The organism is Roseisolibacter sp. H3M3-2, assembly GCF_029211165.1.
Taxonomy (GTDB): domain Bacteria; phylum Gemmatimonadota; class Gemmatimonadetes; order Gemmatimonadales; family Gemmatimonadaceae; genus Roseisolibacter.
Map to the genome: position 1 here is coordinate 1 of NZ_JARGEK010000104.1, position 13,504 is coordinate 13,504.

Genomic DNA, 13,504 nt, shown 5'->3' on the forward strand with positions numbered 1-13,504 from the left:
GACGGCGTCGAGGCGCTGCTGGCGCGGCGCGGGGGCACGGGCGCGGGCGCGGCGGTCCGGGCGCGCGCCGCCTGACCGATGGCCCTCCCGACGCTCCTCGAGGCGGTCGAGGCCCTCCCGGCCTTCACCCGCCTGGCCGGCGCGCTGCCGGCCGGCCGGCAGGCGGTCACCGTCGGCGGGTTGCACGGCTCCAGCGCCGCGGTCCTCCTCGCCGCCCTCGCCCGCCGGCACCCGCAGCGCCTCTTCGTCGTGCTCACCGCTGGCGTTCCCGAGGCCGAGCGCTGGCTCGCCGACCTCCAGACGCTGCTCGACGCCCCGGGGGAGGAGGGCGCGCCGGTCGCGCTCTACCCGCCGCGCGAGGCCTTCGGCGAGGCGGAGCCGCACGCCGAGGTGGCCGGCGAGCGCGTCGAGACGCTGGAGCGCCTGTCGCGCGGCGGCGTCCGCATCCTGCTCACCACGCCGCGCGCGGTGCTCGAGCGCACCCGCCTCCCGCGCGCGCTGCAGCAGGCGCGCCTCGAGCTCCGCCGCGGCGACGTGCGGCGCCCCGAGGACCTGGCCGCCCACCTCGAGTCGATCGGCTTCGAGCGCGTGGCGATGGTCGACGACATCGCGCAGTTCTCGGTGCGCGGCGGGATCTTCGACGTCTACGGCTTCGGCATGGCCGAGCCGGTGCGCCTCGAGTTCTGGGGCGACGAGATCTCCGAGCTCCGCCACTTCGACCTGTTCAGCCAGCGCTCCACGCGCGCCGCCGAGGTGGCGGTCGTCCTCCCCGTCGACGGGGCGGGGAAGGGCGACGTCGTCGAGTTCGAGCGCGTGACGCTGGCCGAGCTGTGGACGCCCGACACGCTGCTCTTCGTCGCCGACGGGCTGGACGAGGGGGCGGAGCTGCAGCGCACGTGGGACGAGGCCGCGCACCACCTCGACCTCGCCCGCCGCCGCGGCGAGGACGTCCCCAAGCGCGACGCGCTGTTCCTGGAGCCCGACGCGGCGCGGCGCACGCTGGCGTCGTTCGGCACCGTGCGCGAGATCGCGCCCGACAAGAGCGGCGGCGCGGCGCCCGACGTCGGCTTCCCGCTGCGTGCGCCCGACGCGATCGACCGCGACATCCGCAAGCTGCGGCGCCTGGTGCGCGACGGGATGCGCACCATCATCCTCTGCGACAACACCGGCCAGGCGGAGCGCCTCGACGAGCTGCTCGGCGAGAAGGAGGACGACTTCGTCGGCCGGCAGCCGTCGCCGGCGGCGCTGGTGATCGGGGTGCTCGGCGGCGGCTTCGTGGTGCCGGCGACGAGCGACGCGCTCGGGCGCCCGGTCCAGGGGCTGCGCGTCCTCACCGACCACCAGATCTTCCGCCGCGACCGGCGCATCCGGCGCGCGCGCCGCTACGCCGCCGGCACCGCGCTCGACGCGGTCACGGGGCTCAAGGCCGGCGACTTCGTCGTGCACCTCGAGCACGGCGTCGGGATCTACCGCGGCATCGAGACCAAGTTCGTCGGCACCAGCACCATCGAGGTCGCGGTCGTCGAGTACGAGGGCGGGGACAAGCTGAACGTGCCGCTCTACCGCCTCGACCAGATCGAGCGGTACCGCGCCGCCGGCGACGTCGACTCCGACACGCCGCCGCCGCGGCTGCACCGGCTGGGCGGCAAGCGCTGGGCGGCGCAGCGCGAGAAGACGCGCGCGGCCATCCAGGAGATGACCGTCGAGCTGCTCGAGCTGTACGCGCGCCGCCGCGTCGCCGCGCGCGACCCGCACCACCCCGACGGCGCCTGGCAGCGGCAGCTCGAGTCGAGCTTCCTGTTCGAGGACACGCCGGACCAGCGCAAGGCGACCGAGGACGTCAAGAAGGACATGGAGGGCGGGCGACCGATGGACCGCCTCCTCGTCGGCGACGTCGGCTACGGCAAGACCGAGATCGCGGTGCGCGCCGCGTTCAAGGCGGTGCAGAGCCAGCGGCAGGTCGCCGTCCTCGTGCCGACGACGATCCTCGCCGACCAGCACCACCGGACCTTCACCGAGCGCTTCGCCGACTTCCCGGTGCGCGTCGAGATGCTCTCGCGCTTCCAGACGGCGAAGGAGCAGGCGCAGGTCATGACCGACCTCGCGGCCGGGAAGGTGGACGTCATCATCGGCACCCACCGCCTGCTGAGCCCCGACGTCACGTTCGGCGCGCTCGGGCTGATCGTCGTCGACGAGGAGCACCGCTTCGGCGTCAAGCACAAGGAGCGCCTCAAGCAGCTGAAGCTCGAGACCGACGTTCTGACGCTGACCGCGACGCCGATCCCGCGCACGCTGCACCAGTCGCTGGCCGGGCTGCGCGACATGACGCTGATGCAGACGGCGCCGCGCGACCGCTCGCCGGTGCTGACCTTCGTCGAGCCGAACGACGACGGGCTGGTCGAGGAGGGGATCGCCCGGGAGCTCGACCGCGGCGGCCAGGTCTTCTTCGTCCACAACCGCATCGAGACGATCGAGGCCGTCGCCGACCACCTGCGGCGCCTGATCCCGCGCGCCCGCATCGCCGTCGGCCACGGCCAGATGCGCGAGAAGGACCTCGAGGACGTGATGCACCGCTTCGTCAGCCACGACGTCGACATCCTGGTGTCGACGCTGATCGTGGAGACCGGGCTCGACGTCCCGAACGCGAACACGATGTTCGTGAACAACGCGCACCACTTCGGCCTCGCCCAGCTCTACCAGCTGCGCGGCCGCGTGGGGCGCTCGCACCGCCGCGCCTACTGCTACCTCCTAGTCCCCGACGTGGTCGACGAGGACGCGGAGCGCCGGCTGGCCGTGCTCGAGCACCACACCGAGCTCGGGGCGGGGTACCGCGTCGCCCTCAAGGACATGGAGCTGCGCGGCGCCGGCAACCTGCTCGGCCCCGAGCAGAGCGGCTTCGTGCACGCCGTCGGCTTCGACATGTACCTGCGCATGCTCGACGAGACGGTGCGCCGGCTGGTGGCCGGGGAGTCCGCCCCCAAGCTGGTCCCGGCCGACGTCTCGCTCGACCAGGCGGCCTACCTGCCGGACGACTACGTGGCGTCGCAGGAGGCGAAGCTGGACCTTTACCGGCGGCTCGGGGCTACCACCAGCGCCGACGAGATCGACGCCGTCCGCAGCGAGGTCCGCGACCGGTTCGGAGCCCTGCCGCCCCAGGCCGAGGCCTTCTTCGCGACCGCCTACCTGCGGGTGCTCGGTGGCGCGCTGGGGGTGGAAGGCGTCCTTGTGCGGGGCGACGAGGCCCGGGTAACTTTCCGGGATACCGCCGTGCCGCGCATGAAGGCGCTCGGCGCGGCGTTCCACGACGTCCAGTTCCAGGCCGAAGTCAAGCGCGCCCAGCCCCTGTCGCTCAAGCTCACGCGACTCGGGGGGGCGGAGATCCTCCCGGGCCTCGTCCGGGCCCTCCGCAGTCTGGTCGCGGCCTGACCCGCCCCGGCGCGGGCGCGGTGTGACACGCGCGGCGACGGCGCCCGGGTCCCCCCGGGAGCGTCGCCGCGCGCGCGGCACCCCCGGTAGCGCCCGGCAGTTCCCGCCTCCCGCCCTCCACCGCCCACACCCCCGCTGTCCATGATTCGCCAGCGCCTGCTCGTCCTCGCCACCACCGGCGCGCTCGCCACCGTCGCCGCGTGCGACGGCTTCAAGGAGGCGATGACCGCGCACGTCGACACGGTCGCGAAGGCCGGCTCGCAGGAGCTCTCGGTCGAGCGCCTCGGGCAGCTCATGGGCCGCGCGCCGATGATCCCGCTCCAGCGCGAGGTCGCCAAGAACCTCGCCTCGCTCTGGGTCGACTACCAGCTGCTCGCCGCCGCGGCGGCCGCCGGCGACTCGCTCGCCGACCAGAAGACCATCGACGACGCCGTGTGGGCCGTCGTCGCCCAGGAGCGCATCCGCAAGCTCGGCGAGCAGGTCCTGACGAACGTCCAGCAGGACACCTCCAACGCGGCGGCGCGCTACGCCAAGGGCGAGCTGCTCTCGGCCCGCCACATCCTCGTCGGCTTCGGCAACCAGCCGCCGCAGCCCGGCCAGCAGGTTCCGCAGGCGGTCAAGGACTCCGCCCGCCGCAAGGCCGAGGGGATCCGCGCCCAGGCCACCCCGGCCAACTTCGCGGACCTCGCCCGCCGCAACAGCACCGACGCCGGCTCGGCGGCCAACGGCGGCTCGCTCGGGATCTTCCCGAAGGGCGCCATGGTCCCGCAGTTCGAGCAGGCGCTGGCGGCGCTGCAGCCCGGCCAGATGACCGGCCTGGTCGAGTCGCCGTACGGCTACCACATCATCTACCGCCCGACCTTCGCCGAGGTCGCGCCGCAGTTCACGCAGGCCCTCGGGCAGCGCACCCGCCAGGTCGCCGAGAGCACCTACCTCGCGAACCTCGAGACGGCCGCCAAGGTCGAGATCAAGGCCGACGCGCCCCTCTGGACCAAGGCGATCGCCCAGGACGTCGACGGCCATCGCGAGGACGACAAGGTGCTCGCCACCTCGTCGGCCGGCGACCTGACGGCCGGCCGCGTCGCCCAGTGGATCTCCGCCCTCCCCATGGGCCCCCAGCTCAAGGCGCAGATCCAGCAGGCGCCGGACTCGGTCATCAAGACCTTCGTCAAGCAGCTGGCGCGCAACGAGGTCCTGCTCAAGCAGGCCGACAGCGCCAAGATCACGCTCGACACGGCCGAGACGGGGAACCTGCGCCGCTCGTTCGTCGGCGCGGTCACCGGCATGTGGAACGGCCTCGGGATCAACCCGGTCGCCCTCAACGACAGCGCCAAGACCAAGGCCGACAAGGAGCGCCTGGCCGCCTCGCGCGTCGAGAACTACCTCGACCGCCTGACCCGCCAGCAGGCGCAGTTCGTCGAGGTGCCGCCGCCGATCGAGGCCGCCCTCCGCGGGAAGTTCGAGTACGCGCTGAACGACAAGGGGATCGACCGCGCGCTGGAGCGCGCGGCGCAGGTCCGCGCCTCGGCCGACTCGGCGCGCATCGCCGGCCAGCCGGGCACCGCGGTGCCGCTCCCGGGCGCGCCGGGCGCGGCCCCGGGCGGCGCCCCCGGGGCGACCCCGGCCCCGCCGGCGCCGGCGCCGCAGGGCAAGCAGCCCTGATCGCCCCGCGCGGTGACTGATGAGGGGTGGGCGCCGCGTCGGCGCCCACCCCTCTCGCGTCCCCCTCCCGCTCTCGTTAGCTCTCGGACGGGCGCCCGCCGGCGCCCGCGGACCTCGCCCCGACGGCCCGGGTACCCAGCCCCATGCGCTCCAACCGCTTCCGCCTCGTCCTGCCGGCGCTCGCCGCGCTCCTCGGCGCGACCGGCTCCGCCGCCGCCCAGGGGACCCCGGTCCCCGCCGGCGCCCAGCCGCCGCGCCCCCCGGCGCTCCAGGCGACGCCCGTCGCGGCCCCCGACTCGCTGCTCGACGTCGACCGCGTCGTCGCCGTCGTCGGGTCGACGCCGATCCTCTACAGCGAGCTGCTCGACGAACTGAACATCCGCCGCGCGCGCGGGCTGCAGCTCCCCGAGAGCGGCCCGGAGCGCCTCAAGCTCGAGCGCGACGCGCTGAACGAGATGGTCGACGCCGAGCTGCTGGTGCAGAAGGCGAACGACGAGAAGGTCGAGCTGGAGGACGATCAGCTGAACAAGCAGATCGACCGCCAGATGGAGCAGGTGCGCAAGCAGTTCCGCACCGAGGACGAGTTCCGCACGGAGCTCCGCCGCGCCGGCTTCGGCACGCCCGAGGACTACCGCCGCCGCCAGCTCGAGCTGCTGCGCCGCAGCGAGCTGCAGCGCGAGGTCGTCCAGAAGCTGCGCCGCGACCAGAAGCTCGCGTCGTCGCCGGTCAGCGACCAGGAGCTGAACGAGGCGTACGAGCAGAGCAAGGCGAACATCCCGAAGCGCGAGGCGCAGGTCGGCTTCCGCCAGATCGTCGTCGCCAACAAGCCGACGCCGGCCGCCAAGCGCGCCGCCCGCGCCAAGGCCGAGTCGCTGCTCGTCGAGCTGTCGAAGGGCGGCAACTTCGAGCAGATCGCGAAGCGCGAGTCGATGGACCCGGGCTCCGGGCCGCAGGGCGGGGACCTCGGCTGGAACCGCCGCGGCAACATGGTGAAGGAGTTCGACGAGATGATGTTCGCGCTCCCCGTCGGGCGCATCAGCCCGATCGTCGAGACCGCGTTCGGCTACCACATCATCCGCGTCGACCGCGCGCAGCCGGCCGAGGTGAAGGCGCGCCACATCCTGATCCGCCCCGCGCTCGACTCGGGCGGCGTGGCGCGCGCGCAGGCGGAGGCCGACAGCGTGCTGGCGGCGCTCAAGCGCGGCGCCGACTTCGACTCGCTGTCGGCGCGCCACCACGACCAGGTCGAGAACGCGTCGCTCCCCGAGTTCCCGCGCGACTCGCTGCCGCCCGCCTACGCCGCGGCGATCGGCGAGTCGGGCGTCGGCGCGCTGGTCGGCCCGTTCGCCATCGACGACCCGGCCAACAAGACGCAGAAGTTCGTCGTCCTCAAGGTCACGATGGCCGTCCCCGCCGGCGACTACCCCGAGAGCGAGGTGAAGCAGCGCCTGCGCGAGCAGGTGAGCGAGGCGAAGACCGTGCGCAAGCTGATCGACAACCTGCGCAAGGGCACCTTCGTCTCCATCCGCCTCGACGGGGAGCCGGCCACCGCGGCGCGCTAGCGTCGCGCCGGCGCGCCCGCGCATGGCCGTCACCCTCGCCGTCACCGTCGGCGATCCCCGCGGGATCGGCCCCGAGCTCGTCGCCAAGACGCTCGGGGCCGACGTCGTTCCCGACGACGTGTCGCTCGTCGTCGTCGGACCGTCGGGCGCCGGCATCGGCGTCGACGTCGACGTCGGGACGTGGGCCCCGGGGGCCGGCGCCGCCGAGGCCGGACGGCTCGCCGGTCGCGCGATCGAGGAGGCGGTGCGCCTCGCGCAGCGCGGCGCGGTGCAGGGAATAGTCACGGCGCCCCTCGACAAGGCCGCGCTGCACGCCGGCGGCTACGACTTCCCGGGCCACACCGAGATGCTCGGCGCGCTCACCGGCCGCGAGCCGGCGATGATGCTCGCGGCGACGCGCCCGAGCGTCCCGGGGGGCAGCCCGCTGCGCGTGGTGCTCGCCACCACCCACGTCGCGCTGCGAGACGTGCCGCAGCTGCTCACGGCCGAGGCCATCGGGCGCGCGGCCGGGCTCACGCGCGACCACCTGCGCCGCTGGTTCGGGATCGACGAGCCGCGCATCGCGCTCTGCGCGCTCAACCCGCACGCCGGCGACGGCGGCCGCTTCGGGCGCGAGGACGACGAGCTGCTCGCCCCCGCCGCGCGGGCGTTCGGGCTGGCCGGCCCGCTCCCCGCCGACACCGTCTTCGTGCGCGCGATGCGCGGCGCGTTCGACGCCGTCGTCGCGCCGTACCACGACGTCGGGATGACGGCGATCAAGGTCGCCGCCTTCGGGCACGCCGTGAACGTCACGCTCGGCCTGCCGTTCCCGCGCACCTCCCCGGACCACGGCACCGCGCTCGACATCGCGGGGCATGGGATCGCCGACCCGTCGAGCTTCCACGAGGCGCTCCGGCTGTGCGTCGACCTGGCGGCGCGCGAGGTCGCGGTCCCGTGAGCGACGTCGCCGACGCCGGCTGCGCGCACCTGCAGGCGCCGGCGGCCGCCGGCGCGCACGACCACGGCGCGCACGCCGGCCACGCGCACCACGGCGGCGACCACCACGGCCACGCGCACCACGACCACGCGCACTCGACGCGCGCGCTGCGCTGGGCCCTCGTCCTCACGGCGGTGCTGCTGGTCGCCGAGGTGGTCGGCGGCGTGCTCTCCAACTCGCTGGCACTGCTGGCCGACGCGGGGCACATGCTCACCGACGTCGGCGCGCTCGGGCTGTCGCTGTTCGTCGCCTGGTTCAGCCGCCAGGCGGCGACGCCGCGCAAGACCTACGGCTACCTCCGCTGGGAGATCCTTGCGGCGTTCCTCAACGGCGCCACGCTGCTCCTGATCTCGGCCGCCATCTGCTGGGAGGCGGTCGGTCGGCTGCGCGCGCCCGAGGCGGTCGCGACGGGGACGATGCTCGGCGTCGCGGTGCTCGGCCTCGCCGTGAACGTCGCGAGCGCGTGGCTGCTGCACGGCAGCGCGCAGTCGAGCCTCAACGTGCGCGGCGCCTACCTCCACGTCCTCGGCGACCTGCTCGGCTCCGTGGGCACCGTCGTCGCGGCGCTGCTGGTGCGCTGGACCGGGTGGCTGGCCGCCGACCCGGTCGTCTCGGTGCTCACGACGGCGCTCATCGTGCGCGGCGCCTGGCGCCTCGTGCGCGAGAGCGTCGACGTGCTGCTCGAGGGCGTGCCCCCGCACATCTCGCTGGCCGCGGTGCGCGCGCGCCTCGAGTCGGTGCGCGGCGTCGAGAGCGTGCACGACCTGCACGTGTGGAGCGTCACCTCCGGGCTCGTCGCGATGAGCGCCCACGCCGTCGTCCCCGACGTCGACCGCCAGCAGCCGGCGCTCGAGGCGATGCACGCCGCGATGGCCGAGCTGGGGATCCGGCACGTGACGGTGCAGCTGGAGCGGACGCCGATCGAGCGCTGCGTGCCGGCGGTGTGACGGCGTCGTGGGGCGGCCGGCGGCGTGACGGCCGCGGCCGTGACCCCCGGCGTCGCCCGGGCGTCGAGAGCGCGGACCCGTCCGCCCTCCGCCTCCAGTCCCCGCCGCCGTGCCGCAAGTCGATCGCCTGCTGTCCGCCCTCGCCGCCAGCCGCGGCGACGCCGTCGAGCTGCTCGAGGGGGAGCCGGCCGCCTTCCTCGCCGGCGGCGCGCGTCGGCCGGTGACGCGCCAGGCGCTCACCGGCACCCAGCTGCTCGCCTTCCTGCGCGAGATCGCCCCCGCCGACGCGGTGGCCCGCCTGGACGGCGCCCAGCCGACCGACTTCCGCTACGCGTCGCCGGACGGGCCCTTCGACGTGCAGGTCACGCGGGTCGACCAGCGCTGGCTCGCCCGCCTCGCGCCGGCCGGCGCGGCCCCGACGGTTACCACCGCCGTCCCCGCGACGCCGGTGGGCGCGGCCGGCGTGGCGCCCGCCCCCGCCGCCCCTGTCGTCACGGAGGCGGCGCCCGTCGCGGGGTTCGTGGCAACGGCCTACGAGGACGCGTTCGGCGCGCCCGCGAACACCGCGCCCCCGGCCGCGACCGCGGGCGCCGCGGCGGCGGCGGCGGCGCCGCGCGCGGTCGTTGGCGACTCGCGCGCGCACGCGGCGATGGACCGGCTGCTGCGCATCCTCGTCGAGCGCGGCGGCTCCGACCTGCACCTGCGCCACGGCGAGCCGCCGATCATCCGCTCGTCGGGGCACTTGGAGCGTCTGGAGGAGCCGAAGCTCGACGGCGACGCGATCGAGGCGATGATCACGGCCATCATGCCCGACCGCAACCGGCACGAGTACGCGGAGCGCAACGACACGGACTACGCCTACGAGATCGCCGGCTGCGCGCGCTTCCGCGCCAACGCGCTGCGCGACCGCCTCGGCCCCGCCGCCGTCTTCCGCGTCATCCCGGCGACGGTGGTGAGCGTCGAGGACATGAAGATCTCCCCCGAGGTGCAGCAGCTGTGCTACCTCACGAAGGGGCTCGTGCTCGTCACCGGCCCGACCGGGTCGGGCAAGTCGACCACGCTCTGCTCGCTCGTGGACCTGGTGAACCGCTCGCGGTCGGACCACATCCTCACCATCGAGGACCCGATCGAGTTCGTGCACCCGAACAAGCAGTGCGTCATCACGCAGCGGCAGGTCGGCGTGCACACCGACTCGTTCAAGAGCGCCCTGCGCGCGGCGCTGCGCGAGGACCCCGACGTGATCCTCGTCGGCGAGCTGCGCGACCTCGAGACCATCTCGATCGCCATCGAGACCGCGGAGACCGGGCACCTCGTCTTCGGCACGCTGCACACGACCACGGCGCCGAGCACCGTCGACCGCATCATCGACCAGTTCCCGGCCGACCGCCAGTCGCAGATCCGCGTGATGCTCAGCGAGTCGCTCAAGGGCGTCATCTCGCAGACGCTCTGCCGCAAGATCGGCGGCGGGCGCGCGGCGGCGCGCGAGATCCTGCTCGCCACGCCCGCGGTGTCGAACCTGATCCGCGAGGGGAAGACGTTCCAGATCCCCTCGATCATGCAGACGTCGCGCAAGCTCGGGATGGTGACGCTGAACGACGCGCTGCTGGAGCTGGTGGACGCGAAGACGGTCGAGCCGCGCGAGGCGTGGACCAAGGCCGTCGACAAGTCGTCGTTCGTCGCGGCGCTCAAGCAGCGCGGCGTCGACACCGCCTTCGCCGACGCCGCCAAGTAGCGCGCCGAGGGCGGCGCCGGGGCGGCCGTCATGCGTGCGACGAGGGGGGCGCCGCGGTCGCGGCGCCCCCCTCGTCGTGTCGGCCCGCGGGGGCGGGTCGGCGGTCAGTCGCCGTCGTCGGATCGGCGTCGCTGGCCGGTGTCCGGGAGCTCGGCGTCGGCGTCGTTCTCGCCGCGGCGTCGCGCGTACTCCGCGCGTTCGCTGTAGCCGTAGCCGCCGAAGACCTCTCCGCCACGCATGTAGTCGTGGCCGTACCCCCGCCCGAGCGGATAGCTGTGATCCGCGGGCCGATCGTCCTGCTTCATGGGCTCCCCTCCGGGATGCGGGTCGTATGGATGAACATCCCGTCGCAGCGGACGTGCCGCAAGGCGTCCGGGCGCCCCGGGCGTCCGGCCGAGCCGGCCGCGCGGTCAGGACAGCCCCGCGGCGGGCTCGGGAGCGTAAGTTTCGACGTGATCGTGACTTGTGAGATTCGCCCGGGGTCCGGTATATTTCCTGGCTATGCAGATCCGCAACATCGCCATCATCGCGCACGTCGATCACGGGAAGACCACCCTCGTCGACAAGATGCTCCGCCAGGGCGGGGCCTTCCGCGACAATCAGGTGGTCCAGGAGCGGGTGATGGACTCCAACCCGCTCGAGCGCGAGCGGGGGATCACCATCCTCGCGAAGAACACGAGCGTCCGCTGGCAGGACACCAAGATCAACATCGTCGACACGCCGGGGCACGCCGACTTCGGCGGCGAGGTCGAGCGGATCCTGCGCATGGTGGACGGGGTGCTCCTGGTCGTCGACGCCTTCGACGGGCCGATGCCGCAGACGCGGTTCGTGCTCGGCAAGGCGCTCGCGCTGGGGCGCACGCCGATCGTGGTGATCAACAAGATCGACCGCCCGGGCGCGGACCCGTACCGCGTGCACGACGAGGTGCTGTCGCTGTTCCTGGAGCTCGAGGCGGACGAGGCGCAGCTGGAGGCGCCGGTCGTCTACGCGTCGGCGAAGGAGGGGATCTCGACGCTCGACCTCGACCAGACGCCGGTCGACCTGAACCCGCTCTTCGAGACCATCGTCAAGACGGTCCCGCCGCCGCCGAGCGACGCGGAGGGCGCGTTCCAGATGCTGACCTCGACGATCGACTACTCGCCGTACCTCGGGCGCCTCGCCATCGGCCGCATCGAGCGCGGCACGGTGCGCGTCGGCGACGCGGTGCTGCTCATCCCGCTGGAGCCGACGCGGCAGCCGGAGCGCTCGCGCGTCACGAAGCTCTACGCGTACGAGGGGCTGGAGCGCATCGAGGTCGAGCAGGCGTCGGCCGGCGAGGTCGTCGCGCTCGCGGGGCTCGAGGGCGTCGAGATCGGCGCCACGATCACCGACGTGAACACCCCCGAGCGCCTCGAGGGGATCAGCGTCGAGGAGCCGACGATCTCCGTCGACTTCATGGTCAACAACTCCCCCTTCTCGGGCAAGGAAGGGAAGTACGTGACCTCGCGGCAGGTGCGCGACCGGCTCTACAAGGAGCTGGAGCGCAACGTCGCGCTGCGCGTCGAGGACACCGACTCGACCGACGCCTGGCAGGTGTCGGGGCGCGGCGAGCTGCACCTCTCCATCCTGATGGAGACGATGCGGCGCGAGGGGTACGAGTTCCAGGTGTCGCGCCCGCGCGTGATCCTCAAGGCCGGCGTCAACGGCGAGCGGCTGGAGCCGTACGAGGAGCTGACCATCGACGTGCCCGAGGACTACCTCGGCCCGGTCATGGAGAAGCTCGGGCAGCGCCGCGCCGAGATGCTGGAGATGAAGAACCCGGGGCAGGGGCTGGTGCGCCTGCTGTACAAGATCCCGGCGCGCGGGCTCTTCGGCTACCGCTCGGAGTTCCTGACGGACACGCGCGGCACCGGGATCATGCACCACAGCTTCCTCGAGTACGGCCCGTGGGCGGGCCCGCTGACCGGGCGCTCGCGCGGCGTGCTGGTCTCGATGGAGAACGGCGTGGTGGTTGCGTTCGCCCTCGCCAGCCTGCAGGAGCGGTCGACGCTGTTCGTGTCGCCGGGCGACGCGGTGTACGAGGGGATGGTCGTCGGGGAGAACTCCCGGCCGGGTGACATGGACGTCAACCCGTCGAAGGAGAAGAAGCTGACGAACATCCGGACCAAGTCGACGGACGAGAACGTCCAGCTGGAGCCGCCGCGGGCATTGACGCTGGAATCGGCCCTCGAGTATATCGAGGACGATGAGCTGATCGAGGTGACGCCGCAGAGCATCCGCCTGCGGAAGCGCCTGCTCAGCGAGAGTGACCGCAAGCGCGTATCGCGCGAGGCGAAGCGGGAGCGCGAGCGCGCGGCCCTCTGAGCCCCGAGCGACCCGGCCCCGCGCCGGGCGAGAGACTGGTAGGCTCGGCGGTACCCGCGGTACCCACGCACCATGACCTGCAAGGAGACTCCTGGTATGTCGGACATGCTCGAGTCGTCGTGGCCGGGCGCCTTGGCGGATGAGGCGGTCGTGCTGATGTCCCCCCGGCGGAGCAGCGAGGACGATCTCGACTCGGACGAGGAGGGCTTCGGCGACGAACTCGCGGAGGGCCCCGACGACGAGTTCGACGATCCGGAGGAGCTCGCGGACGAGGACGAAGACGAGGACGAGGACGACGAGGACGACGACGACGAGGACGACGACGAGGACGACGACTTCGACGACCTCGACGAGGACGAGGACGAGGACCTGGACGACGACCTCGACGACGAGGATTCGGACGACGAGGACCTCTGATCGGCCGAACACGGACGGGGCCGCCGGGCGAGATGCCGGGCGGCCCCGTTCGGCGTCGGGGGGTTCCATTCGGGGTCCGGGCTGACTACTCTTGGGGCTCCCCGGTAGATGGGGGGCGCGGCGCCGGCGAAACAAACGACGTCGCCCCCTTGCGAAAGGGCCGAAACGCGGTATACTTACTGTTCCCCGGCGGCGCCGGGCGGCACGCGAAAGCGGGCCGGCAAGGACAGGTTGATTGACAATCGAGAGAGATGGTCGTGCGATGGCCCTCGATGATCCGATGCGTTCGTGCGCGTCGGGGAGAGGAACTGACACGATTGATTCCGGACGCGGCTTTCCGCGTTCATTGGACATGGGAACCGCGTTCGACGAGCAGACAAACTATCTATTGGAGAGTTTGATCCTGGCTCAGGACGAACGCTGGCGGCGTGCTTAACAC

General features: G+C 73.1%; 9 protein-coding genes. 8 read left to right on the forward strand and 1 reads right to left on the reverse strand.

The genetic code is table 11. The features are described from left to right. Positions 1-78 precede the first annotated feature (78 nt). The 6 genes from mfd to PYV61_RS10800 all read left to right on the forward strand — a co-directional run bounded on the left by mfd (position 79) and on the right by PYV61_RS10800 (position 10,305). Positions 79-3,426: a transcription-repair coupling factor gene (gene mfd, locus PYV61_RS10775; RefSeq protein ID WP_275831243.1), complete on the forward strand. Its 3,348-nt coding sequence runs from the start codon at positions 79-81 to the stop codon at positions 3,424-3,426. Between the two features lie 141 nt (positions 3,427-3,567). Beyond that, positions 3,568-5,088, forward strand: coding sequence for a peptidylprolyl isomerase (locus PYV61_RS10780; protein ID WP_275831245.1), 1,521 nt, complete (start codon positions 3,568-3,570; stop codon positions 5,086-5,088). Positions 5,089-5,231: 143 nt separating this feature from the next. Further along, positions 5,232-6,650, forward strand: a complete 1,419-nt coding sequence (locus PYV61_RS10785; RefSeq protein ID WP_275831247.1) for a peptidylprolyl isomerase — start codon at positions 5,232-5,234, stop codon at positions 6,648-6,650. Positions 6,651-6,672: 22 nt separating this feature from the next. After that, positions 6,673-7,587, forward strand: coding sequence for a 4-hydroxythreonine-4-phosphate dehydrogenase PdxA (pdxA, locus tag PYV61_RS10790; RefSeq protein ID WP_275831249.1), 915 nt, complete (start codon positions 6,673-6,675; stop codon positions 7,585-7,587). Next, a complete protein-coding gene (locus PYV61_RS10795; protein WP_275831251.1) occupies positions 7,584-8,573 on the forward strand; it encodes a cation diffusion facilitator family transporter in 990 nt (329 codons plus the stop codon). The genes pdxA and PYV61_RS10795 overlap by 4 nt, the downstream gene beginning before the upstream one ends. A gap of 109 nt (positions 8,574-8,682) precedes the next feature. Then, positions 8,683-10,305: a type IV pilus twitching motility protein PilT gene (locus tag PYV61_RS10800; RefSeq protein WP_275831253.1), complete on the forward strand. Its 1,623-nt coding sequence runs from the start codon at positions 8,683-8,685 to the stop codon at positions 10,303-10,305. Positions 10,306-10,409: 104 nt separating this feature from the next. Here PYV61_RS10800 and PYV61_RS10805 read toward each other — a convergent pair whose 3' ends face one another. After that, on the reverse strand, positions 10,410-10,610 hold the full coding sequence (locus PYV61_RS10805; protein WP_275831256.1) for a hypothetical protein: 201 nt from the start codon (positions 10,608-10,610) through the stop codon (positions 10,410-10,412). A 196-nt stretch (positions 10,611-10,806) separates the two neighbouring features. On the opposite strand from PYV61_RS10805, the gene typA reads away from it, so the two are divergent. Continuing rightward, positions 10,807-12,648 carry a translational GTPase TypA gene (typA, locus tag PYV61_RS10810; RefSeq protein WP_275831258.1) on the forward strand — a complete coding sequence of 614 codons (1,842 nt, stop codon included), beginning with the start codon at positions 10,807-10,809 and terminating at the stop codon, positions 12,646-12,648. Between the two features lie 96 nt (positions 12,649-12,744). After that, positions 12,745-13,065 carry a hypothetical protein gene (locus PYV61_RS10815; protein ID WP_275831260.1) on the forward strand — a complete coding sequence of 107 codons (321 nt, stop codon included), beginning with the start codon at positions 12,745-12,747 and terminating at the stop codon, positions 13,063-13,065. Positions 13,066-13,504: the final 439 nt, after the last annotated feature.